This window comes from Comamonas resistens (assembly GCF_030064165.1).
GTDB lineage: Bacteria > Pseudomonadota > Gammaproteobacteria > Burkholderiales > Burkholderiaceae_C > Comamonas > Comamonas resistens.
On sequence record NZ_CP125947.1, the window covers coordinates 1,538,544 to 1,562,368 of the forward strand.

The window sequence follows — 23,825 nt, forward strand, 5'->3', positions numbered from 1 at the left end:
GTGTTTTACTCGGTGAATTGAATGGAGCAGGTGCCCAGGCCTTCGATGACCATCTTGAAATGGTCGCCGGCGGCCGCAGGCACCAGGGGAGCGAGGGAGCCGGAGAGAATCACTTCACCGGCCTTGAACGGAATGCCGAAGGCGCCCAGGGTGTTGGCCAGCCAGGCCACGGCTTCGGCAGGGTGGCCTTGCACGGCACTGCCAAGGCCTGAGCCTGCGGGCTGACCGTTCTTGTGCATCTGCATGGAGGTGGCGGCCAGATCTAAGGACGCAGGATCGGTGTGCTGCTTGCCGATGACAAAGACGCCGCAGGAGGCGTTGTCGGCCACGGTGTCCTGGATGCGGATCTTCCAGTCGTTGATGCGCGAGTCCACGATCTCGAAGCAGGGCGCCACCCATTCGGTAGCGGCCAGCACATCTTCCTTGGTCACGCCCGGGCCTTGCAGGTCCTTCTTGAGCATGAAGGCGATCTCGCCCTCGGCGCGGGGCTGAATCAGACCCGCGGCTTTGAGCGAGACAGCTGCGCCATCTTCAAACTCCATGCTGTCGGTCAGAAAGCCAAAGTCGGGCTGGAACACGCCCAGCATGTCTTGCACGGGCTTGGAGGTCACGCCTATCTTCTTGCCGATCACGCGCTCGCCCGCGGCTTCGCGCAGGCGCAGCATGTGCAGGGAGATGTGATAGGCATCCTCGACCGTCATCTCGGGGTGGCTGTCGGTCAGCGGTGCCAGGGTCCTGGCTGCGCGCAGCGCCTCATACAGGCGCTGGCCTTGCTGTTCGATGAATTGCTTGTCACTCATGATCAATCAGCCGTTCTTCATGAAGTCGATGCAAGTGCGATTGAACATCTCGCGATGCTCGACTTGCACCCAGTGACCGCACTGGTTGACCAGCACGACGCGGCAGTTTTTGATGCCGCGAGCCAGCTTGTCCGCACCGCCCACGGGGTTGAATGCATCCTGCATGCCCCAGAAGCCCAGCACATTGCATTGCAGCTGCGGCAACTGCTCGGTCATATTGGGGATGTACAGGCGTGAGCGCGAGGCCTCGGTCTGGGTCAGCGCAATGGGCGCGCGCTCGTTGATGATCTCGTCGGTCAGCAGGGCCTGGTCCACCACCTGCATGCTCATGACGGCGCGCATGGCTTCGGGGCCGGTCTTGCCCGATTTGTAGACATTGAACATATTGGCAATGCCGGGCATGGCCATATAGGCTTCAAACTCTTCCACGCCGCCGGGCGCCATGAGGATCAGGCTTTTGACATCTTCTGGGTACTTGAGTGCATAGCCCAGGGCCACCGCGCCGCCCAGCGAGTTACCCAGCAGGGTGATGTTCTTCAGCCCCAGTTGATCCACCAAGCCCTTGACGCCGGCGATGAAGAAATCCATGTCGTACTGCTTGGGCTCTTCGGTCTTGGAAGACAGGCCGTAGCCCAGCAGATCGGGAACGATGGAGTGGAAACCCGCCTTGGCAAATTCAGGATAGTTGCCCTTGAAGTTGCTGTAGCCGCTGGCACCCGTGCCGGCGCCGTGTAGAAAGATCACCGCCTCGCCCGAGCCCTGCTCGTGATAGTGCACGCGCTGGGGATGACCGGCCACCAGGCCGATGTCCACATATTTGCCTTCTGGAATAGAAAAAGTGCTCATCTCTGTTCTTTATGGTTGGAGTGAATAGGCGAAGGCTGTCTCCTACCTTCGGGTGAGGGAAAGCATTGAAGGGGTCAGACCTTGGCCTGCCAGAGCTTGGGCAGACCAGGGTCGGTAGCGGCAATGGCTTTCTTGAGCAGATTGCGCATGGTGGCGGCTTCCATTTCGCCCAGGCTTTCGATGAGATCGGTTTCCACGGCCTTGGCGGCCGCCAGCACATGCAAGATGGCTGCATTGCCCTGGGTCGTGAGTTGCAGTGACTGCGCGCGCTCCGGGCTTTCCTCGACCCAGCCCTTGCGGATCAGCGACTGCAGGGCCACGGCGCCGATATCCGTGCCGGTGTAGGCCATGTGAGAGGCGATTTCGGCAGGGGATTGGGGCTGCTGGATACTGAGCAGCGAGAGCACGTAAAAATCGGCATCCGTCATGCCATAGGCCGCCATGGGCTTGCGCAGACCGCTCAGAAATTGGAAGTGCGCGCGGCCCATCAGATAGCCGATCAGATTCTCGGAATAGGCGGTGTTGGTATCGGCCGCAGGCTCGCTGGCCACGGCGTCGGCCTTGCGTGAAGCCAGGGCGTAGCCCCCGGTCACATATAGCAAAGGTGCATGAGGGTTGGCGTCATAAGCGGTGACCTCGCCCACAAAAATGATGTGGTCGCCCCCGTCGTACTGGAAAGCGGTCTTGCATTTGAAGCGCGCGCTGCAGTCCTGCAGCAGCGGGGCATGGGCGGCCTCGGAGTCCAGCGCCAGGCCCGAGAACTTGTCTTCGCCAGCGCGCGCAAAGCGGTTGGACAGCGCCTCCTGCTCGTTGGAGAGGATGTGCACATTCCAGGTGTCGGCGCTCTGGAACACGGGCAGGCTGCGTGCGTTCTTGGCCAGGCTCCACAGCACCATGGGCGGCTCCAGCGAGACCGAGTTGAAGCTGTTGGCCGTGATTCCTACAGGCTCACCGTTTTCGGCACGAGTGGTGACGATGGTGACCCCGGTGCCGAACATGCCCAGGGCGCGGCGGAAGTCTTTGGGATCGAAGGGTGCTGCGGTGCTTTGCATGAGGTGAATGTCTCCTTGATGCAAGAGTGCGGCGATTGGGTTTTCTTTGAATCCTTCACATGGACTAGCAGGGAAAAGCAGCTCTCGGTGTTTGTCCCAGGTCCGTTTCTGGCGGCAGAAATCGCTTGCGGGAAGGGACTGTGAAGAGTGTCCGCTCGTTAGTCTGATCGGACGATGAAGCTGTGTTTGTGCGGTGAGAGCATTCTTTGCCATAGGCCCAATGCCTTGCCCACCACACCACAAGCCGCCCGGTGGAGCGGCAACCGGAGACAGCTATGAACACAATGACCGACAACTACCTCACCCCTGATGCACTGGCTGTGATCGAGCGTGCCAGGGCCCTGGCTGTCAAGCTGGCCGAGCGCGCCCAGCAGGCCGACCGTGAAGGCCGGATCAGCGACGAGACCATTGCTGAGATGGCCGAGGCAGGTCTGTTCCGCGTGCTGCAACCCAAGCGCTGGGGCGGTTACGAGATGGATCCGCGCGTGTTCTATACCGTGCAGATGGAGCTGGCCAAGGGCTGCATGTCCACGGCCTGGATCTACGGCGTGGTCGGTGTACACCCCTGGCAGCTGGCGTTGTTCCCTGACCAGGCCCAGCAGGATGTCTGGGGCAAGGACAGCGGCGTGCGCATTGCCTCCACCTATATGCCCACGGGCAAGGCCGAGCCTGTGGAGGGCGGCTTCAAGTTCAGCGGTCGCTGGAGCTTCTCCACCGGCTCCAAGCACTGCGACTGGCTGTTCCTTGGCGGTCTGCTGCCCAAGCGCGATGGCACGCCGGGCCTGGAGCATGTGACCTTTCTGCTGCCCAAGTCCGACTACCGTATCGAGGACAACTGGGACGTGCTGGGCCTGCGCGGCACGGGCAGCCACGACATCGTGGTGGAAAACGCTTTTGTGCCTGCGCACCGCATCCAGTACACCAATGACCACAGCGACGCTGGCTGCCCCGGCCGCAAGGAAAACACCGGCTGGCTGTTCCTTATTCCCTTCACCCATGTGTTCCAGCGTGCGGTCTCCACCGCCTGCCTGGGCGCGCTGGAGGGCGCGATCGCCTCGTTCACCCAGCGTGCGACCTCGCACATAGGCAAGCATGGCAACAAGATGGCCGAGGACGTGAATGCCCAGACTGCCGTGACCGAGGCCACGATTGCGCTGGACCAGCTCAAGCTCACGCTGTTCCGCAACTACGCCCGAATCGTCGATGCCGCCAAGACCGGTATCCAGCTCTCGCTGGAGGAGCGTTTGCTGCAGCGCGCTCAGGCCTCCTATGTACCCAAGCTCACGGGCTTTCATGCCAACGAGCTGATGCGTGCCTGCGCGGCCAGCGGCACGTTCAAGACCAATCCCATCGAGCGCGTGTTCCGCGACATCCACCAGGGCCGTACCCATATCGCCAACAACACCGATGCCTATGTGCGCGCTTATGGCTCGCATGTGCTGGGCATCGCCAACCAGGAGCCTTTTGTCTGATTGAGTTCAGCAAAAGCTGCGGCAGTTGCCCATTGCGGTCGCTGTCGCACTCGCCTTATTGCGACAGTCCATCCATAAAACAAAGATTGACGGAGACAGGGAATGGCAGAACAAGAATATGACCTGATCGTTGTGGGCTCTGGTGCGGGGGCCTTGCTGGGCGCCATTCGCGCTCAGGAGCAAGGCCTCAAGACATTGGTGGTGGAAAAGACGGATCTGTTCGGTGGTACCTCGGCTCTGTCGGGTGGCGGCATCTGGATTCCCGTCAATTACGACCAGCAGAACGCGGGCGTCAAGGACGATCTGGAAACCGCATTCAGCTATATGAAGCGATGCGTGCGCGGCATGGCCAGCGATGACCGCGTGCTGGCCTATGTGGAAACCGCCAACAAGATGGCCGAGTACCTGCGCCAGATCGGCATTCCCTACCGCGCCATGGCCAGGTATGCGGATTACTACCCGCATATCGAAGGCTCCAAGCCCGGTGGTCGAACCATGGATCCCATGGACTTCAATGCTGCCAAGCTGGGCCTGGACGCACTGGAAACCATGCGACCGGGCCTGCCGAGTACCCAGATCTTCGGTCGCATGAGCATGAACGCCTTCGAGGCCCATTCCATGCTTTCGCGCGAGTTCAAGTCTCGCTTCTCTCTGGTTGGCATCATGCTCAAATATTTTCTCGACTACCCCTGGCGCGGCAAGACGCGCCGCGACCGCCGCATGACCGGTGGTCAGGCGCTGGTGGCCGGTTTGCTGACGGCGGCCAACAAGGCGGGCGTCGAGATGTGGCGCAATGCCCCGTTCAAGGAGCTGATGCAGGATGCATCAGGCCGTGTGACGGGCGCTATCGTCGAAAAACATGGTCAGCGCACAGAGATCAAAGCCAGGCGCGGCGTAATGCTGGGCGCTGGCGGTTTCGAGCGCAATCAACAGATGCGCGATCAGTATCTGAACAAACCTACCAAAGCCGAGTGGACGGCCACGCCTGTGGGCGGCAATGAGGGTGATGCTCATCGTGCGGGTCAGACCGTGGGGGCTCAGTTGCACCTCATGGATTGGTCCTGGGGCGTTCCGACCATGGATGTGCCTATGGAGCCTGCATTCCGTGGCATCTTTGTCGAGCGCTCACTGCCAGGCTGCATGGTGGTCAATGCCAAGGGGCAGCGATTCCTCGATGAATCAGGTCCATACCCCGAGTTTCAGCAGGCCATGTTGGCCGAGGAAGCCAAGGGTAATGGCGGTGTGCCCGCCTGGATTGTGTTTGACGCGAGCTTTCGTGCACAAAACCCCATGGGCCCGCTGATGCCAGGCTCTGCCGTGCCCGACAGCAAGCTGCACAAGAACTGGCTGAACAATGTCTACTGGAAGGGCGAGACGCTGGATGATCTGGCGGCCCAGATCGGTGTCGATGCCGCGGGTCTCAAGGACAGCGCTCGTCGCATGACCGAATACGCCAAGACCGGCAAGGATCTGGATTTTGACCGTGGCGGCAATGTGTTCGACCGCTATTACGGCGATCCGCGTTTGAAGAACCCCAATCTTGGCCCCATAGAGAAGGGGCCGTTCTATGCCATGCGTCTGTGGCCCGGCGAGATCGGTACCAAGGGCGGTCTGCTCACCGATCGCGAAGGCCGTGTGTTGAACACCGAGGGCCAGATCATCGAGGGTTTGTATTGCGTGGGCAACAACTCTGCTTCGGTCATGGGGCCTGCCTATGCGGGCGCTGGCTCCACGCTGGGCCCCGCCATGACGTTTGCCTTTCGCGCCGTGGCCGATCTGGTTGGCAAGCCACTGCCACTGGAGAACCCGCATCTGTTGGGCAAGGCGGTTTGAAGGGACTGAAATGACAAACGGTTCCAAGCAACAGATCAGCACGATCAACCCGGTCGGCCCGGCGCTTGATGTACGTTCTGCAGAGGATGTTCAGTGGTCCGATGTCGCCGATGTGGTCGTGGTCGGCTGGGGGGGCGCAGGAGCCAGCGCCGCCATTGAAGCGCGCGAGCAAGGCGCCGAGGTGCTGGTGATCGACCGTTTCAGCGGTGGTGGTGCCAGTGTGCTTTCCGGCGGCGTGGTTTACGCCGGTGGCGGCACCAGATACCAGAAGGAGGCCGGCTTCGAAGACAGCCCCGAAGCCATGACCGCCTACCTCAGGCATGAGGTCAATGGAGTCGTCAGCGATGCCACTCTGGCGCGTTTCAGCCGCGAGAGCGTGGCCAATCTGCAGTGGCTGGAAAAGCAAGGCGCACGCTTTGATTCCACCATGCCGGCTTACAAGACCTCGTATCCGCCCGATGGTGTTTATCTCTACTACTCGGGCAATGAGGTCGTGCCGGCCTACGGCAACCCGGCACTGGCCGAGAAGCCCGCTCCGCGCGGTCACCGTGTGATGGCCAAGGGGCAATCTGGCGCTACTTTCTTTGCAGCGCTCAAGCAGTCCACGCTGGCCCATGGTGCCCGTACGCTGACCCAGGCGCGTGTCCAGCGCCTGGTGCGCGAGCAGGAGACCGGGCGTGTGTTGGGCGTAGAGGTGACGGTGTTGCCAGACGGTGATCCACGCACCGAACGCCATAAAAAGCTGGATGAACTGGTGGCCAAATGGCGCTTGTACCAGGCACCGCGTGCGCAGGCGGGCCGCCGCGAAGCGGCCCAGATCGAGAGCGAGATTGGCGAGAAGCTCTTTGTCCGCGCCAGAAAAGGCGTGATCCTCTGCACCGGCGGCTATATCTTCAACTCCGAGTTGATGGACCAGCATGCCCCAGCCTACAAGCCGGGCTGGCTGACAGGGGCGGCCGGTTGCGACGGCTCGGGTCTGCGTCTGGGGCAGTCCGTGGGTGGAATAGGGCAGGACCTGAACAATATCTCGGCCTGGCGCTTCCTCACTCCTCCGGCCGTCTGGCCCAAGGGGCTGGTGGTCAACACCAAGGGCAAGCGCTTTTGCAACGAGCAGGCCTATGGCGCCAAGCTGGGCTACGAGATGATGGAAAAGCAGGGCGGCAAGGCCTGGCTCATCATCGACAGCAGTCTGCGTCGTCAGGCAACCTGGCAGTGCCTGTTTGGTGGCCTCTGGGCTTTCCAGTCTGTTCCGGCGCTGGCGCTGATGTACAAGGTGGCGATCAAGGGCCGGTCGGTGGCCGATCTCGCTTGCAAGATCGGTGCTGACGCAGCCCTGTTGCAGCGCCAGTTCGATGCGGCCAATGCCGCGGCACGCGGCGAAATCGACGATCCCATGGGCAAGTCCCGGGATCTGCGCCATGAGTTCAAGGGTGGTTCTTTGTTTGCCATCGACATCTCCATTCACCAGAAGATGTTCCCGCTGGCCGTGCTGAGTCTGGGTGGCCTCAAGATCAATGAGGACAGTGGTGCGGTCGTCGATGGCGCAGGCCGTGACATACCAGGCCTGTATGCCGCAGGGCGTACGGCCATTGGCGTGGCGTCCTCGCGCTATGTCAGTGGGCTTTCCTTGGCGGACTGCGTGTTTTCCGGGCGTCGTGCAGGAAAGGCCGCGGCTTTGGCTGATGCGCCGCCATCCAGTGCCGCTGCAACTGCCTTGGGAGCAGAGGAAAGCCTGATTGTTTAACCCCTGAATGTTGGGGGCAGCCATGGGTTGGAGCGCCGGCCGTGGCTGCACAGATAAGTGTGAGTGAGTAAGGGGGATAAAAATGAGCAGTGAAGCCACAACAACCGCATCGCGCTATCACCCGTTGCGGGTGCGCGCGGTGATCGACGAAACACACGACACCAAATCCATTGTGTTTGATGTACCCGAGGCGTTGGCTGAGCAGTTCAGCTACAAGCCCGGCCAGTTTCTGACGCTGCGACTGCCGATAGAGGGCCACTTTGTACCGCGTTGCTATTCCATGTCCAGTGCACCGGAGCTGGATGATGCGCTGCGCGTGACCGTCAAGCGCGTGCATCAAGGGCGAGGCTCCAACTGGGTCTGCGACAAGGTGCGAGTGGGTGACACCATCGAGCTCATGCCGCCTTCCGGCCTGTTTTCTCCCAGGAATCTGGGCCAGAACTTTCTGCTTTTGGCCGGGGGCAGCGGCATTACGCCAGTGTTTTCCATCTTGCGCACCGTGCTCAAGCAGCATCGGGGCAATGTCGTTCTGTTCTATGCCAACCGTGACGAGCGCTCGGTCATTTTCAAGAAGGACCTGCAGCAACTGGCGGCAGAGTATCCGGACCGCTTGCAGGTTGTGCACTGGCTTGACTCGGTGCAAGGAGCTCCTTCCCTGCAGCAGTTGGTGGCCTGGGCCACGCCCTGGATACCCCATGCCGGTCAGGCCTTTATCTGCGGGCCGGGTCCTTTCATGGATGCCGCGCAAGCCGCGATGATTGCAGCCGGCATGCCCGCAGAGCAGGTGCATGTGGAGCGCTTTGTTTCTCTGCCTGACGAGGAAACCCTGCAACAGATGCAGCGGCAAGATGCGGCTTCGCTCGGGGAGGCGGCTGTCGATGAGGCGGTGGTGCAGCTGCGCCTGGATGGTGAAGACTACGAATTTGCCTGCAGCGGCACGGAAACCATTCTTGAAGCCGGTTTGCGCGCTGGCATCAACCTGCCTTTTTCCTGCCAGGCCGGAATGTGTGCCTCCTGCATGTGCCAGGTGCAGGACGGCAGCGTGCATCTGCGCCACAACGAGGTGCTGGATGCCAAAGACCTGTCCAAGAAATGGACCCTGGCCTGCCAGTCGGTTCCCACCAGCGAGAAGCTGCGCGTCAAATTCCCGGAGTAAACCATGTCGAACATCCAACAGAACGCGATGCCGGAGGCCGCACTGACCCTGCCTGGCATGCTGGCCGATGTGGCCGGCCGCTTTGCCGAGCGTGCAGCCATTGTCGAAAATGGCAACTCCATCAGCTATCAGCAGTTGCAGCAGTTCAGCCGCCAGGTGGCGCGGGCCCTGATGACGCTGGGTGTGCAGGCCGGTGACCGTGTGGCTCTGTGGGCGCCCAATCTCAGCGAATGGATTGTGGCGGCCTGCGGAGTGCATGCCGCGGGCGCCGTGCTGGTGCCCCTGAACACGCGCATGAAGGGGGCCGAGGCTGCCGACATTCTGGAGCGTAGCCGCGCCAAGGTGCTGGTCAGCGTGGGCGACTTCCTCAACAACTACTACCCCGACCTGCTGAGCGGACAGCGCCCTGCGACGCTGGAGCATCTGGTGGTGCTGGGCGACAAGGTCTTGCCCAGCGCGGATTTGAGCTGGGCCCAGTTCATGGCCAAGGCCGATGCCACAGATGCGCAGGCACAGCTGCAGCGTGAGGCCCGTATCAAGCCAGACGATACGGCGGACCTGATGTTCACCTCGGGCACCACGGGCCGTCCCAAGGGCGTGATGTGCGCGCACCGCCCGACGATTCTGGCATTCAAGGCCTGGTCCGATGTGGTGGGATTGAGCGAAGGCAGCCGCTATCTGATCGTCAACCCTTTCTTTCACACCTTCGGCTACAAGGCAGGCTGGGTGGCGGCTTTGCTGCAGGGCGCGACGGTCTATCCCGAACAGGTGTTCGATGCCGAGGCGATCCTGCGCCGCATCGAAAGCGACCGCATCAGCTTCATGCCCGGGCCGCCCACGCTGTTCCTGTCCATGCTGGCCCATCCGGGGCTCAAGAACTTCGATCTGAGTTCACTGGAGTCCTCGGTCACGGGGGCTTCGACCGTGCCTCCGATTCTGATCAAGCGCATGCGCGAGGAGCTGGGCATCAGAAACGTGACCACAGCCTATGGTCTGACGGAGTGCGGTGGCTGTGCCACCTTGTGTGAGCCGACGGATTCGGTGGAGACCGTGGCCAATACCTGCGGCAAGGCTTTGCCCGGCACCGAGGTGCGTTGCGTGGACGGGCAGGGCCGGACCGTGATGGCCGGCGAAGCCGGTGAGGTACTGCTGCGTGGTTATCACATCATGCAGGGCTACTTCGAGGACGAGCAGGCCACGGCAGAGACCATCGACGTCGACGGCTGGCTGCATACCGGCGATGTCGGCGTGCTCGACGAGCGTGGTTATCTGCGTATTACCGATCGACTCAAGGACATGTTCATCGTGGGCGGCTTCAATTGCTACCCTGCCGAAATCGAGCGCCTGCTTTCCAACCATCCCGAAGTGGCACAGGTTGCCGTGATCGGCGTGGCCGACGAGCGCATGGGCGAGGTCGGCTGTGCCTGCGTGGTGGTGCGCAACGGTATGACGCTGGACAAGGATGCCTTCATTGCCTGGTGCCGTGCCAATATGGCCAATTACAAGGTGCCGCGTTTTGTGCTGCAACTCGACAGCCTGCCCGTCAACGCCTCCAACAAGGTGCAAAAGCGGGACTTGATACAGATCGTCAAAGACCGCCTTGAGCCGGCGGTCCAGGCTGCTTGAAACCTGTAGAGCGAGAAATTTGCCGAACTTGAAAAGTCAATGAAATTTTCTGGCTATAATTCGAGTCTGTTCTGAAAAGCCTGATGCTTTCAGAGATGCGGGAATAGCTCAGTTGGTAGAGCGATACCTTGCCAAGGTATAGGTCGACGGTTCGAACCCGTTTTCCCGCTCCAAGTTTTGAAAAGGGAAGCAAAAGCTTCCCTTTTTTATTGCGTTGGCCTGTTGGCTGATGCAATACTTGCCGGGTGGTGCTTGCACCATGTGGCAAGTGGGCCTCGATGGTGAAATTGGTAGACACTGCAGACTTAAAATCTGCCGCTTTTAACGAAGCGTGCCGGTTCGATTCCGGCTCGAGGCACCAGTCTTTTGAGTGCGTTGACAAGGACTCCAGGCTTGTGGCCTCGAAGTCCTTTTTGTTTTGCACCCGCTGAAAAATGGCGTTCCCAGTGCGTGAAACATGGATGACAGAAACCTGTCGGCTCCCGCGCTCTGCGTCGAAAATTCTCTTTATGTCGTTATTCTTGCTGCATCGCAACAAAACATGCCCTGTTCTGCCGTTATCGCGGGGCTTGTTCAGGGATGAACGTTAACGATTGGTCTTTTCTGTTGGTCATTGCGACCATTCTTCTCACTCCCGGGCCCACCAATACCTTGCTGGCCTCTTCGGGCATCAGCCAGGGGCTGCGCCGCTCGGCTCCTTTGCTGTCCTTTGAGTGTCTGGGCTATGTCTGTGCGACCAGCATCTGGGGGCTGGTGCTCAACACCACGATGCATGACTATCCCTTTGTCATCAACATCATCAAGGTGGTCAGCGGTCTGTATATCGGCAAACTGGGCTTGCGGCTCTGGTACCAAGCCGGGCGGGATCCGTTACAGGAGTTGCTGGTTTCGGTCAGGCCTCTTGAGCTGTTCATTGCCACGCTGCTCAACCCCAAGGCCGTGATTTTTGCGATGGCGCTGTTTCCGGTGCAGACCTGGCTCAGCGTCTCCAACTATGCGGGAGTCATGGGCCGCTTTGTGCTGTTGGTGGCATCGATTGGCGGGCTGTGGATTGTATTTGGCTCCTTGCTCATAGGCGGCCGCGTCCGCTGGCTGCAGCCCCAGGTGTTTCAGCGCCTGGCGGCATTGACGTTGTGGGGTTTTGCGGCCTGGTTGCTGATCAACGGCATTTTCTTCTGAGCGTGGCTGAATCCACGAGCCTGCGCGGTTATGACTTCGGTGAGAAAATCTCCCTCTGTAATGCTATCGGGCACAGGGGTGCCAGGCATTGGTTAAGGAGCTTGGAAAAGCTCCGGCTTCGATGCAATATGGAGCTGAAGCTCTGTCATGCTGGTAGGGCCTGCACTCCAAGAGATCAATAAATGTCTAGTTACAACGCTGCTTTTGAAATTCATGTCCACGGTCAGGTTCTGCTCCGTGCTGATGTTACGTACGAGCAGCTCCAGGATGCGCTGCGCCCTTTGTGGGCCTATGCCGGTGCCCGCTCGCTGAAGGAAGGGGAGTCCAGCTTCTACGATGAAGAGCCTGGCATCCAGTTCAATGCGCAAGAGCGCGCGCTGCAGATGTGCTGGACGGTGCGTGGCGATGACGATTTCCGACAGGCTCTGGACGATATGTGCATGGGCCTCAATGAGCTGGCAGAGCAGGGTTCGCCCATCGAGGTGACGTTCTACGACACCGAGTTCGACGAGGACGAAGCACCAGCCGAAGCGCAAAGCCGCGACGACTTCCTGATGCTGTTCGTCGGTCCCAATCCGGCGGCCATCATGCAGGTGCAGCGCGATCTGCTGGTGCAGGATGTCGTCAACCTCATGGAGCGCCATTTCGACGGCGCCGAGCTGGGCGGTGTGGTGCAGGAAATCGACAAGCTGTTCTCGCAGCGTTTCGAGGCTCTGGTCAGCTCGCTGGAGCTGGGCAAGCCTCCGCGCGGCGGCTCCGGTGGCTCCGGCTCTGGTCATGGCGGCAATCGCCGCCCGCGCCATCTGCATTGATTCGGCCTCCAGCCTTTTGCCTGACCTCAAGCCCTCCCGGGTGCAGCAACTGCGGCACCGGAGGGTTTGTCATTTGATATGAAGCCTATTCCAACGCCCAAGTATTCGGGCTCCATCAGCGCGCAGCTGCGCAAGGACAAGGCTGCGGCGGCATCGCCGCTGGCCCTGCCTTATCTGGCCAGCTATGCGCCGTCGCTGCAGCAGAAAGTGCGCGACTGGCTGCAGGCCGGCAAGGCCGCTGAATGGCTGTTGCGCAAGTATCCGCAGGCGCATGCGGTGCGTACGGACAAGGCTTTGTACGACTATGTGGATGCCCTCAAGGCGCAATATCTGCGCAACGCAGGCCAGCTGCATCGAGTCGCCTACGACAGCAGGATCCATGTGGTGCGCAATGCCCTGGGCCTGCATACGCGCCGCGCAATTGCGCATGGCGGCAAGCTCAATGCACGCCACGAGATTCATGTGGCCGCCATGTTCAAGCAGGCGCCCGATGATTTCTTGCGCATGATCTGTGTGCACGAGCTGGCGCATATCCGCGTCATGGATCATGACAAGGCCTTCTATCAGCTGTGCACGCATATGGAGCCGGACTACCATCAGCTGGAGTTTGATGTGCGTTTTTATCTCAGCTATCTGGATACAGGCGCAGAGCCTCTCTGGGGCTGAACTGGTCCGAGGCAGGGCCCGCCGACGGCTCAGGCTGTCATGGCCTCTGCGCTGGGTGAAGGAATGGCCGCATGGCTGCAGCAGCTGCCTGGCAGTTCCAGCCAGCGCTGGGCAGCAGCCTGCAGCGCAGGCAGCGAGCCTGTGGTCATGAGCCGAATCTGCGCGGGCAGGGCCAAGCGGGGGCTGGCTGCATCGCTCTCGGCTTTTTCCGGAGCCAGCAGGCTGCGCTGCTCCAGCATGCGCCGGGTCTGGCGGGCGACGGGGGCGCCGGTATCCAGAAACTGTATGTCGGGGCCCAGCAACGCGCGCAGATCATCCTTGACGAACACATAGTGGGTACAGCCCAGGACCAGCGTATCCATCTGCCCGGTTTTTTGGCCAAATTGGCCCAGGGCGCCGATGTACTTTGCGCAGAGTGCTCTGGTTTCGGTAGTCTCCGTGCTTTCGGGCAAAGGCTGTTCGGTGCTGCGCTCTATGGCCTTGGCCAGACCGTCGCAAGCCATCAGGTGAAAGTGGGCGCGCTGACCATGCTCGTCCACCAGTCGTGCCACGCGCCCGCTGCTGATGGTGCCGCGTGTGGCGATCACGCCCACATGATGGGTCTGGCTGGAAAAGGACGCGGGCTTGATCGCCGGCTCCACCCCGATCACAGGCAGGTCCGGCATCTGCGCGCGCAGCAGCTCCACGGCAGCGGCCGTTGCCGTGTTGCAGGCAATGACCAGGATCTTGATGTCATGGTGCTCGCGCAGATGCCGGGCGATTGCCAGGGTTCTCTCCTGCACAAAGGCGTCCCCGCGCGCATCGCCATAGGGGGCATTGCCGCTGTCGGCCAGATAGACAAACTGCTCATGGGGCAGCTCGTGGAGCAGCGCCTGCAGCACGCTGAGGCCGCCTACGCCGCTGTCAAAAATGCCTATGGGAGACTGTGAGTGGTGCATGGCCTGGGCGGTGGAGTCGGTAGTGGGGTGGAGAGCTGCCCCGCAGTATCTGCCGCTTTGAAATTGGCAGTGGCAACAGGGCTATGGCGGGCTCAATTATGGTCCTGACCGGTTTGCGCGGCAGGCAGACCGCACAGGGAGCAGAACTGATCGTCATGAGACACCTCGTGGCCGGCCGGGCAGTAGCGGGTGGCAAGCATGCCGGGCCGCTTCCAGCTGGAAAAGAAAATGCTGAAGGCCATGGCATAGAAAGCCATGCCGTGACCTGTGAAGGCCCTGACGCCTTGCTCGTTGTCCACGCTGGAGTTGGAGATGACGGCGAGAAAGTTCACGATGGCATAGCCGAAGATGGTGAAGGCGGCATAGCGCATCCAGTCCGGGCAGCCTGCCAGCACTTTTTTCCAGGAGAACTTCAGGCGGTTGCCGTTGTTGATGCGTTGCGCAATCAGCACTGCAGGAATCCAGACCACAAAGATACCTCCACCCAGTGCAACCGACAGGTTTGTCTGCTGATCCTCATTGAGCAAACTGGTGAGCAGCTCCAACTGGCCCGTCAATGCGAGCAGGTTCACGCAGGCGCACAGCAGCAGGCCAAGGCCAGAAATCAACATCAGAGGGAGCAACAGGATTCTCATATTTCTACGCAAGTGATATCAAAAATGTAGCTGAAATCGCTTGATGTGTATGCGATGAGGTCGGTTTTCATTGGGGTTCTGCTCTGCGTGTGGCCAGCGCAATGCTGTCAATGGAGCGGCCAAAATAGCTTTGCCGGGCCGTCAGGCGTGCAGGCATGGGGCCGTCGGGAAGGCGGTCAAAGGCTTGCTCGTCTATGCAGAACTCGAAAAACATATAGCGCACCTCGGCCAGCTTGAGCTGGTAGTGACAGCTATAGCGTCCCGAGCTGCGCTTTTTGGTCGCGCTGCTCTCGGTCTGGACTTCCGTGGCGAAGACCAGGTTGTAGGTCTTGGGCAATGTGGCCGCCAGATTGAGCCAGAGCACCAGCAGCCAAAATCCCAGGCACAGTGGAATCATCAGCAGCCGCTTGAGGGGGCCGTAGTCTTGCCAGGGGCCGGCAGGTTTCCATTGACCGCGCTTGTACAGAACACGCAGCCAGATCAGGCCCAGAGCAGTCAATGCCAAAGAGAGGTAAAGCGCCTGCAGTTGCCATGTATCACTGGGCACAAAGCCCCGAGAGAACATGGGTACCAGCGCACCCAGCATGACGATCAAGAAAACGCCGACCAGCCATTTCTGAGCGCTTGAGGCGTCTGGGCTCCATAGTCCCTTCATGCGTCCAGCTCCTGCAGGTTCAGGCCCACCTCCTGCAGCGCCTGGCGCAGACGCTCTGCAGAGGCTGCATCTTGCAAACTCAGCAGATAGCTGTCGTCATCGTTTTCTATGACGCAAAGCCTGAGCTCCAGCGGCGCAAGCGCAGTGTTCACCGCCGCAATGGCTGCTTCGGCATCATCGAGTTCCGAGTCTTCGAGTTCATCCCATGGCGCTTGGGCATCGAGTTCTGGATAGTGTTTTTCCAGCAGATCGGCAGCGCCGTCAATGACAGACTCGTCATCCTTCCAGTCGACTCTGGCGATATGGCCTTCGTCTGCCAGCTGACGCAGCACCCAGTCCAGGCGCTGCTTTTTGCGCAGGTCTTCCAGTTGCATTTCATTGCGCAGCAGCCATTGCCGGGTCCAGCCAGCGTCGCGGCTCAATGCTGTGACCAGCTTTTGCAGCGGCTCCTGCCATTGGGGCTTGCGCCCTGTGCCGCGTCGAATCTGCTCGGGTGTTTCAGACAGCAGCTGGATGGCCCAGGTCATCATGGGCTCCATGCACCGTTGAGCGCGTTTGTTGAAGCTGTTGCCGGGGCTCAGCGACTGCAGCTGCGCAGCCTTGGAGCCCGGCTGCGCGGGACATTGCAGCAAGGCATCGAAAATCGGTTCACTGCCGTTGTTGTCGTGCAGACTGATGGTCAGGCGCAAGCTCAGCCCTTCGGCATTGCGGCGCAGATCCAGCAGGCGCTCGCCGTCGTGGGCCTTGCCCTGCACATCTGCGGGAAGTGCCTGCAGTACTTCGATCAGATGTTGAAGACTCATAGGTGGAGGGTGGTGGGCTTCATTCGTAGTATTCCCAGGCCGCAAGCATGGCTGCAGCCTGCTCTGCGCTGCCTGTGAAACGGGAGAGTTCGGCAAGTATCCGGGCTTTGCCCTCGGTGCTCAGGCCATCGTCGAGATTCAGCTCCTGCTCGTCCAATGCTTGATGCGCATTGGCGACCGTGACCAGCGCTCCGATGGCGGTGTAGAGGTCCGGTGCGAAAACCTTGGGAGCCCAATGCCCTGCACCATGAAAGGCAAACAATACCTGGCCGGACAGCCTGTCGTAGATGAAAGGATCCCCACCTTGCTCTGCAATCACCAGCCAATGACCGGGCCAGTTGTCAAAGGGCTTGTCGGGGTCCGATTGCCAGGCATAGCCTGCTTGCAGACCGAACAGTCGGCCAAGCGGCGGTATGCACACAGGATTGCCGCCCACGGACAAAGTGATGCCCACAGGCCCCACCGATTCATAGATCACTTCGCCCCAAGGGCCTATCTGTGCGTAAAAGTCCGCTATTTCCTGGGGGAGGGTCTTTTCGTCACCTTTCCAGAGACTGGCGTCCTGGGCGCGCAGCTCCCCCCAGTTGGAGAGCAGATGACGGATTTCTTCGGTGCTGTGCATAAAGTTTGGTGTATTTTTTGACCCTACAGGCATTGGGCGGAGTCACACCCCGCATGACGGGCAGTGGCTTGCGCCGGACCACAAAGCCGAAATGCCCAAGGCATGCCTGAGCACCGCGAGGCCTCGCTGCCGGGTTTGCGGTTCAATATATTCGATAAAAAGTCTTCTCACGCCCTTTCCACTTGCGCAGGCTGCTACGAAAAGTGATGCGGATAGCCGGATGCGGGCAGATTGGCATCGCCCAGGCCTTGTGTTGCTGCTCGTCGCAGTCGGCGGTGGTGGGGCAGGCATGCGGCATCGGCTGCTTGAAAGCTTCGTATATGCATGGGTAGGCAAAACTGCAGATAGTCGCCAGAATATTTTGGCGGCCCGCTGAGAGGGGACTTGAAGGTGATTGCTGGGCGATTGATCGCTGTTTTATATCTGCATGCAATCAGCGGGTTTGATGATTTTTCTGTCAACAAAAATCAATAACCATCAGTCTAAAGTCATTGAGGTGCTCAGGTTTTTGTAGCGGCGAAAGCGGAGCTTCCTCTAAAATAATTCGCCCATGCCCCTCATTACCCTCGTCCTTTTACCCTTTATAGGCAGCCTTTTGGCGGCCTTTCTGCCCGCGAACGCGCGCAATACAGAATCCACTTTGGCCGGCATCATTGCCCTGGCCTGCGCCATACAGGTAGGGATGCTTTTCCCTGAGGTAGCGGATGGGGCCGTGCTCAGGCAGGAGGTCGAATGGCTGCCGGCGCTGGGTCTGAATCTGGTGATCCGCATGGACGGATTTGCCTGGATGTTCTCCATGCTGGTCTTCGGCATTGGCGCGCTGGTAGTGCTGTATGCGCGCTACTACATGTCGCCCGCCGATCCTGTACCACGCTTTTTCTCTTTCTTTCTGGCATTCATGGGGGCCATGGCCGGGGTGGTGCTCTCGGGCAACATCATCCAGCTGGTGTTTTTCTGGGAGCTGACCAGTCTCTTTTCCTTCCTGCTGATTGGTTACTGGTACCACCGCAAGGATGCACGCCGGGGTGCACGCATGGCCCTGACGGTGACGGGCACAGGGGGGCTGGCCATGCTGGTGGGCATGCTGGTGCTGGGCCATATCGTGGGCAGCTATGACCTCGACAATGTGTTGGCTGCCGGTCAGCAAGTGCGTGACAGCAGCCTGTACATGGTGGCGCTGGTATTGATCCTGCTGGGCGCGCTGACCAAGAGTGCGCAGTTTCCCTTCCAGTTCTGGCTGCCCAATGCCATGGCTGCGCCGACGCCGGTATCGGCCTATCTGCATTCGGCCACCATGGTCAAGGCCGGCGTGTTCTTGCTGGCACGCATGTGGCCGGTGCTGGGAGATACCGATGCCTGGTTCTGGATGGTAGGCAGTGCGGGTGCGCTGACGCTGCTGATTGGCGGCTATTGCGCGATGTTCCAGCATGATCTCAAGGGCTTGCTGGCGTATTCCACGATTTCCCATCTGGGGCTGATCACCTTGCTGCTGGGCCTCAACAGCAAGCTGGCCGCGGTGGCGGCGGTGTTTCACATCATGAATCACGCCACGTTCAAGGCCTCGCTGTTCATGGCCGCCGGTATCGTGGACCACGAAAGTGGCACGCGCGACATTCGGCGTCTGTCCGGTTTGCGCTTGATGATGCCCATCACGGCGACTCTGGCCTGTGTGGCCAGCGCAGCCATGGCCGGTGTGCCCCTACTCAACGGTTTCATCTCCAAGGAGATGTTCTTCGCCGAGACGGTTTATCTGGATGCCGCACCCTGGGTAAAGACAATCTTGCCCGTGCTGGCAACGGTGGCAGGCATGTTCAGCGTGGCCTATTCGCTGCGTTTCACGGTGGATGTATTTTTCGGCCCCAAGGCCACGGATCTGCCCCATGAACCTCACGAGCCCCCTCACTGGATGCGTGTGCCGGTCGAGCTGCTGGTGCTGGCCTGCTTGATCGTGGGCATCTTTCCCGCATGGGCCATCGGCGGCTTTCTGGCTGCGGCTGCAACCCCTGTGGTGGGCGGCGATTTGCCTGAGTACAGCCTGGCCATCTGGCATGGCTGGAACATGCCGCTGATGATGAGTCTGGTGGCACTGGCCGGCGGCATTGTGCTGTATGTGCTGCTGCGCTGGCAGCGCAGCTCGGGCAACTTTGACACTACCCCTGTGCTGGGCCAGGTCAGTGGTCGCAGGGTCTTTGAAAACCTGATGGCCCGCCTGACCTTGATGGGACGCGCCGGCCGCCGTGCCTTGTCGACCCGACGCTGGCAATGGCAGATGCTGTGGCTGACCTGCGTGACACTGATTGCCGCAGCGCTGCCGCTGTGGCTTCGCGGCATGCAACTGGGCAACCGCGGCGTGCTGCCGGTGTCATCGGCGTTTGTACTACTTTGGGCGATTGGCTGCCTGTGCGCATTGGGGACTGCCTGGAAGGCCAAGTACCACCGTATGACGGCGCTGATCATGCTGGGCGGATCGGGCCTGTGCATGGTGCTGACCTTCCTGTGGTTCTCCGCACCTGATCTGGCCCTGACGCAACTGGTGGTGGAGGTGGTGACCACGGTGCTGATCTTGCTGGGGCTGCGCTGGCTGCCCAAGCGGGACAAGAACATGCGTACCGATGACAGCTTTGATGCCAGGGCCAAGGCCCGACGTCTGCGCGATCTGGTGCTGTCGCTGATTGCGGGTGGTGGTGTCGCCTGGCTGGCTTTTGCCATGATGAGCCGCCCGTTCTACGAAAGCACATCGACCTTCTTCCTCGAACATGCGCTTGGCGGCGGCGGTGGCACCAATGTGGTCAACGTGACGCTGGTGGACTTCCGCGGCTTCGATACCTTTGGCGAAATCGTGGTTCTGGGTATCGTGGGCATAGTCATCTATGCATTGCTGCGGCGCTTCCGTCCGGCGCGCGAAGCCATGGACATTCCCGAACAGCAGCGCTATGTGCCGGGCGACTTGCAGACCGATCTGCTGAACCCCCGCAATGCCAGCGATACAGCCGTGGGCTATCTGATGGTTCCTGCCGTGCTGGTGCGCTTGCTGCTGCCGTTTGCCACGCTGGTGGCGGCCTATATCTTTGTGCGTGGGCACAACCAGCCCGGCGGTGGCTTTGTGGCGGGACTGGTGTTCTCCGTGGCCTTGCTCATGCAGTACATCATTTCGGGAACGCACTGGGTGGAGGCCCATTTGCCGCTGTATCCACGCCGCTGGATAGGCGCAGGCCTGCTGTTTGCATTGGGCACGGGCCTGGGCTCCATCGCCGTGGGTTACCCCTTCCTGACCAGCCATGGCTTTGATTTTTCGTTGCCGTTGATTGGCCATGTGCACTTTGCCAGCGCCACTTTCTTTGATATTGGCGTGTTCGCCCTGGTGGTGGGATCGGTGATGCTGATCCTGACAGCGATTGCTCACCAATCGGTTCGCGGTCACAGATTCCACGCGCGCATGCTGGAAGAACAGGAACAAGAGGCCAAGAAGGCCGAGGCCGCAGTGCAGGCCGCTACCGCCGATGCGCTGGCCCGAGGAGGTATGTGATGGAAATCGTTCTGGCTGTTGCCATTGGAGTGCTGACCGGCTCCGGCGTCTGGCTGCTGCTGCGGCCCCGTACCTTCCAGGTCATCATGGGTCTGTCGCTGTTGTCCTATGCAGTCAATCTTTTCATCTTCAGCATGGGCCGTCAGGGCCTGGCCATCAACAAGGCCCCGGTGCTGCAAAACGGCGTACCCACCGATCTGTCGCATTACGCCGATCCCATGCCCCAGGCACTGGTGCTGACGGCCATCGTGATCGGCTTTGCCATGACGGCACTGTTCCTCGTGGTGCTGCTGGCATCGCGTGGCAGCTCGGGCACCGACCATGTGGATGGTGTCCATTCGCGGACTGAGCAGGAAATGCTATGACCGGATGGACCGAGTTCTTGATGCCGCATCTGATGCTGGCACCCATCATGCTGCCCATGTTCACGGCAGCGCTGATGCTGTTCATGGGCGAGGAGCGCCAGCGCCTGAAGCTGGGCATGAACATTTTGTCCACTACGGTGGGCCTGCTGCTCGTCATCATGCTGCTGGGCTGGACCAACCAGTCGGGCGCGACGGCCACCATGGCTGTCTACCTGCCAGGCAACTGGCAGGCGCCTTTTGGCATTGCGCTGGCACTGGACAGACTCAGCGCGCTGATGCTGCTGGTGATCTATGTCGTGGCGCTGGCGGCCCTGGTGTTTTCGGCGGCGCGGGGGCACAAGGCTGGCGTGCATTTCCACCCGCTGTTCCAGCTGCAGCTCATGGGGCTGAGCGGAGCGTTCCTGACCGCGGACCTGTTCAACCTGTTCGTGTTCTTCGAGATCATGCTGGCTGCCTCCTACGGTTTGCTGCTGCATGGCTCGGGGCGCACCCGTATCCAGGCGGGGCTGCATTACATTGCCATCAATCTGGTGGCTTCCTCACTGTTCCTGATCGGCGTGTCCATGCTCTACGGCATTACGGGCACGCTCAATATGGCCGATCTGGCACGTGCCATTCCCCTCGTGCATGAAGCGGATCGCGGCTTGCTGCATGCGGCTGTGGGCGTGCTGGGCACGGCCTTTTTGATCAAGGCTGCGATGTGGCCGCTGAACTTCTGGCTGGTGCCCGCATACAGCGCGGCCATAGCGCCATCGGCGGCATTGTTTGCCGTGATGACCAAGGTGGGCGTCTATGTCATCTTGCGCCTGTGGACGCTGCTGTTCAGCTCCGAGGCCGGTGAGTCGGCCCTGTTTGGTGGCAACTGGCTGATTGTGGGCGGCATGGTGACCATGGTTTATGGGGCCATCGGCATGCTGGGTTCGCAGCGGCTGACCCATCTGGCGGGCTTTGCCGCCATCCTGTCTTCGGGCACCTTGCTGGCCGCCACGGGCTTTGGCCAGAACCTGCTGACAGCAGGCCTGCTTTATTACCTGCCTGGATCGACTCTGGCCGTGGCGGCGCTATTCCTGATAGCCGATGTGGTGGATCGCTGGCGTGTCGATGAGGAGGCTGGTGAGCCCTACGAGGATGAGGAGGCACCATTCCTCAACGCGGAGCTGTTGCCCACCGAAGGCTTCAACCTTGATGAGGACGAAGAGCTGTTGATCGGCCGGGCCGTGCCTGCTGCGGCAGCCTTCATCGGTGTGAGCTTCATGATCTGCACCTTGCTGATCTCGGGCCTGCCACCGCTTTCGGGCTTTGTCGGCAAGTTCGCCATGTTGACCACCTTGCTCAATCCCCTGGGCCTGGGGACCAGCAATGGCATACAGGCCGGCTGGCAGGGCTGGGCCATGGTGGCGTTGCTCATCGTCACGGGCCTGATGGCCTTGATCGCATTGACGCGGGCGGGTATTCGCCATTTCTGGGCCAATCCCGAGCAAAGTGCGCCTTCGCTCAAGGTGGCCGAAGGGCTGCCGATTGCCGCCTTGCTGCTGTGCTGCGTGGCCTTGACGGTCAAGGCCGATGATGTGATGCGCTACACCCAGCGTGCGGCCAACGCCCTGCATTCGCCCGATGTCTATGTGAGTACCGTGATGGGGCAAACTCCCGTGCCGGCGCCCAATGACAAAAAGGCCCTGGATGCAGAAAGCCCCGAAGCTGCAGCCCGTGCTGCCGCCCGTGAAATGCAGGATGAACCTGCGCCCGGTATCGCCGAGCCTGAAAGCGAGAGCGCCGAATCCCTGCCAACGCTTGCGCGCAAGGAGGGCGGTCAATCATGAGAAAACTATTCAAGAGCATCTTCCCGGCGCCACTGCTGTCCGCCGCTTTGCTGCTGCTGTGGCTGCTGCTCAATCGCTCGGTCAGCTCCGGGCAGATTCTGCTGGGCCTGATTCTGGGCCTGCTGATTCCCTTGCTGCTGCGTGGCCTGCGTCCGTTGCCGGTGCAGGTCAGCCATCCGCTGACCATTTTGAAGCTGGCGCTGCGCGTGGTCTGGGATACCTCGGTATCCAACTTCAATGTGCTGCGTTTTTTAGTACTGCCCAAGCAACGCAGACATCCAGCTGCCTTTGTGCACATTCCGCTGGAGCTGCGTGACCCCAACGGACTGGCGGTGCTGGCCATGATTGTCTGCATCACGCCAGGCACGGCCTGGGCCGAGATTTCGCGGGATCGCTCCATGCTGCTGATCCATGCTCTGGAGGTGGAAAGCGCCGAGCAGACCATCGCGCATATCAAGCAATACTACGAGCGCCCGCTGATGGAGATTTTTGAATGAGCCCCTGGTTTTATTGGGTGTTGATGGCTTCTCTGGTCATGTTGCTGGCGGCCATGGGATGCGCGGTGCTGCGTCTGCTCAAAGGCCCGCACGCGCAGGACAGGGTGCTGGCGCTGGACTGCATGTATCTGAACGGCATGCTGGTCATGCTGGTCATGGGCATTCTGTATGACAGCACCAATTACTTCGAGGCGGCTCTGCTGGTGGCCTTGTTCGGTTGCGTGGGCTCGACCGCCATGGCCAAGTTCCTGCTGCGCGGCGAGGTGATCGAATGAGCACCGAGACCATTGGTGTGGACCTGCCGCTGTGGGCGCAGATTCTGGTGGCTGCGCTGGTGTTTGGCGGGGCGCTGATTGCGCTGCTGGGCTCCATGGGGCTATGGCGGCTCAAGAGCTATTTCGAGCGCGTGCACTCACCCTCCATCATTGCCACCATGGGCTGCTGGCTCATCATGCATGCCACCTGGATCTACTTTTCCGTCAGCGGTCAGGGCTTTGTCATGCACTCGGTGCTGATCGCCATCTTCATTGCCGTGACGGTGCCCATCACCACCATCTTTCTGATGCGCGCAGCGCTGTTTCGCTCACGCCGCGCGGGCGAATCCGTGCCGCCCACGCTGAGCAATCTGGTGCTCAACGAACCTCTGGATGAAGAGGAGAGCGACGAAGCTGCAGGGGACAAGAGCGATAGCAGTGATGAAGGCGACAAAGGCGACCAGGGCAGCAAGGCGCTCCCATCCGGCAAGCCGGCAGACACGCACTGATGCGGTAGATGACTG

21 protein-coding genes, 2 tRNA genes and 1 pseudogene are annotated in these 23,825 nt (G+C 60.6%); 16 read left to right on the forward strand and 8 right to left on the reverse strand.

The window, feature by feature from the left end:
- Window positions 1-5 precede the first annotated feature (5 nt).
- The 3 genes from tesE to QMY55_RS07030 all read right to left on the reverse strand — a co-directional run bounded on the left by tesE (window position 6) and on the right by QMY55_RS07030 (window position 2,698).
- Complete coding sequence (gene tesE / locus QMY55_RS07020) at window positions 6-800, reverse strand: 2-hydroxyhexa-2,4-dienoate hydratase TesE (RefSeq protein WP_283487950.1); 795 nt, start codon at window positions 798-800, stop codon at window positions 6-8.
- A gap of 6 nt (window positions 801-806) precedes the next feature.
- Window positions 807-1,646, reverse strand: a complete 840-nt coding sequence (locus QMY55_RS07025; protein ID WP_283487951.1) for an alpha/beta fold hydrolase — start codon at window positions 1,644-1,646, stop codon at window positions 807-809.
- Between the two features lie 74 nt (window positions 1,647-1,720).
- Window positions 1,721-2,698 carry a flavin reductase gene (locus QMY55_RS07030; RefSeq protein WP_283487952.1) on the reverse strand — a complete coding sequence of 326 codons (978 nt, stop codon included), beginning with the start codon at window positions 2,696-2,698 and terminating at the stop codon, window positions 1,721-1,723.
- Window positions 2,699-2,982: 284 nt separating this feature from the next.
- Here QMY55_RS07030 and QMY55_RS07035 point away from each other — a divergent pair, with 284 nt between their 5' ends.
- From QMY55_RS07035 to QMY55_RS07080, 10 genes are all read left to right on the forward strand, one after another.
- Window positions 2,983-4,170: an acyl-CoA dehydrogenase family protein gene (locus QMY55_RS07035; protein ID WP_283488900.1), complete on the forward strand. Its 1,188-nt coding sequence runs from the start codon at window positions 2,983-2,985 to the stop codon at window positions 4,168-4,170.
- A 102-nt stretch (window positions 4,171-4,272) separates the two neighbouring features.
- Window positions 4,273-6,003 carry an FAD-dependent oxidoreductase gene (locus tag QMY55_RS07040; RefSeq protein WP_283487953.1) on the forward strand — a complete coding sequence of 577 codons (1,731 nt, stop codon included), beginning with the start codon at window positions 4,273-4,275 and terminating at the stop codon, window positions 6,001-6,003.
- A 10-nt stretch (window positions 6,004-6,013) separates the two neighbouring features.
- Entirely contained in the window at window positions 6,014-7,747 is a 1,734-nt protein-coding gene (locus QMY55_RS07045) for an FAD-binding protein (protein ID WP_283487954.1), read from the forward strand.
- An 82-nt stretch (window positions 7,748-7,829) separates the two neighbouring features.
- Window positions 7,830-8,903 (forward strand): ferredoxin--NADP reductase, encoded by a 1,074-nt coding sequence (locus QMY55_RS07050; RefSeq protein ID WP_283487955.1) that lies wholly within the window; start codon window positions 7,830-7,832, stop codon window positions 8,901-8,903.
- A 3-nt stretch (window positions 8,904-8,906) separates the two neighbouring features.
- Complete coding sequence (locus QMY55_RS07055; RefSeq protein ID WP_283487956.1) at window positions 8,907-10,529, forward strand: FadD3 family acyl-CoA ligase; 1,623 nt, start codon at window positions 8,907-8,909, stop codon at window positions 10,527-10,529.
- 97 nt (window positions 10,530-10,626) lie between these two features.
- Window positions 10,627-10,702: transfer RNA gene (locus QMY55_RS07060), tRNA-Gly, on the forward strand.
- A 99-nt stretch (window positions 10,703-10,801) separates the two neighbouring features.
- Window positions 10,802-10,890: transfer RNA gene (locus tag QMY55_RS07065), tRNA-Leu, on the forward strand.
- A 218-nt stretch (window positions 10,891-11,108) separates the two neighbouring features.
- Window positions 11,109-11,708, forward strand: coding sequence for a LysE family translocator (locus QMY55_RS07070; RefSeq protein WP_283487957.1), 600 nt, complete (start codon window positions 11,109-11,111; stop codon window positions 11,706-11,708).
- Window positions 11,709-11,890: 182 nt separating this feature from the next.
- Entirely contained in the window at window positions 11,891-12,520 is a 630-nt protein-coding gene (locus QMY55_RS07075; RefSeq protein WP_283487958.1) for a DUF6806 family protein, read from the forward strand.
- Between the two features lie 78 nt (window positions 12,521-12,598).
- Window positions 12,599-13,186: a YgjP-like metallopeptidase domain-containing protein gene (locus QMY55_RS07080; protein WP_283487959.1), complete on the forward strand. Its 588-nt coding sequence runs from the start codon at window positions 12,599-12,601 to the stop codon at window positions 13,184-13,186.
- 29 nt (window positions 13,187-13,215) lie between these two features.
- On the opposite strand, the gene murI is transcribed toward QMY55_RS07080, so the two are convergent.
- The 5 genes from murI to QMY55_RS07105 all read right to left on the reverse strand — a co-directional run bounded on the left by murI (window position 13,216) and on the right by QMY55_RS07105 (window position 16,839).
- A complete protein-coding gene (gene murI / locus QMY55_RS07085) occupies window positions 13,216-14,124 on the reverse strand; it encodes a glutamate racemase (RefSeq protein ID WP_283487960.1) in 909 nt (302 codons plus the stop codon).
- A 92-nt stretch (window positions 14,125-14,216) separates the two neighbouring features.
- The gene (locus QMY55_RS07090; protein ID WP_283487961.1) at window positions 14,217-14,759 is read right to left on the reverse strand and encodes a hypothetical protein; all 543 of its coding nucleotides are present in this window, start codon (window positions 14,757-14,759) and stop codon (window positions 14,217-14,219) included.
- A 67-nt stretch (window positions 14,760-14,826) separates the two neighbouring features.
- Window positions 14,827-15,414 carry a hypothetical protein gene (locus QMY55_RS07095; RefSeq protein WP_283487962.1) on the reverse strand — a complete coding sequence of 196 codons (588 nt, stop codon included), beginning with the start codon at window positions 15,412-15,414 and terminating at the stop codon, window positions 14,827-14,829.
- Window positions 15,411-16,217 carry a DUF6630 family protein gene (locus QMY55_RS07100; RefSeq protein WP_283487963.1) on the reverse strand — a complete coding sequence of 269 codons (807 nt, stop codon included), beginning with the start codon at window positions 16,215-16,217 and terminating at the stop codon, window positions 15,411-15,413. The genes QMY55_RS07095 and QMY55_RS07100 overlap by 4 nt, the downstream gene beginning before the upstream one ends.
- A gap of 19 nt (window positions 16,218-16,236) precedes the next feature.
- Window positions 16,237-16,839: a hypothetical protein gene (locus QMY55_RS07105; RefSeq protein ID WP_283487964.1), complete on the reverse strand. Its 603-nt coding sequence runs from the start codon at window positions 16,837-16,839 to the stop codon at window positions 16,237-16,239.
- A 550-nt stretch (window positions 16,840-17,389) separates the two neighbouring features.
- Between QMY55_RS07105 and QMY55_RS07110 the strand changes: the two genes are divergently transcribed.
- The 6 genes and pseudogenes from QMY55_RS07110 to QMY55_RS07135 form a co-directional block, all read left to right on the forward strand.
- Window positions 17,390-20,365 (forward strand): monovalent cation/H+ antiporter subunit A, encoded by a 2,976-nt coding sequence (locus QMY55_RS07110; RefSeq protein WP_283487965.1) that lies wholly within the window; start codon window positions 17,390-17,392, stop codon window positions 20,363-20,365.
- Window positions 20,365-20,730 (forward strand): Na+/H+ antiporter subunit C, encoded by a 366-nt coding sequence (locus tag QMY55_RS07115; RefSeq protein ID WP_158387552.1) that lies wholly within the window; start codon window positions 20,365-20,367, stop codon window positions 20,728-20,730. The genes QMY55_RS07110 and QMY55_RS07115 overlap by 1 nt, the downstream gene beginning before the upstream one ends.
- Entirely contained in the window at window positions 20,727-22,550 is a 1,824-nt protein-coding gene (locus QMY55_RS07120; RefSeq protein WP_283487966.1) for a monovalent cation/H+ antiporter subunit D, read from the forward strand. The genes QMY55_RS07115 and QMY55_RS07120 overlap by 4 nt, the downstream gene beginning before the upstream one ends.
- Complete coding sequence (locus QMY55_RS07125) at window positions 22,547-23,047, forward strand: Na+/H+ antiporter subunit E (RefSeq protein ID WP_283487967.1); 501 nt, start codon at window positions 22,547-22,549, stop codon at window positions 23,045-23,047. Before QMY55_RS07120 ends, QMY55_RS07125 begins: the two co-directional genes overlap by 4 nt.
- Entirely contained in the window at window positions 23,044-23,322 is a 279-nt protein-coding gene (locus QMY55_RS07130; RefSeq protein WP_283487968.1) for a K+/H+ antiporter subunit F, read from the forward strand. Before QMY55_RS07125 ends, QMY55_RS07130 begins: the two co-directional genes overlap by 4 nt.
- Window positions 23,319-23,705 (forward strand): annotated as a pseudogene (locus tag QMY55_RS07135) (monovalent cation/H(+) antiporter subunit G); the annotation flags it as partial. The gene QMY55_RS07130 and the pseudogene QMY55_RS07135, both read left to right, overlap by 4 nt.
- Window positions 23,706-23,825: the final 120 nt, after the last annotated feature.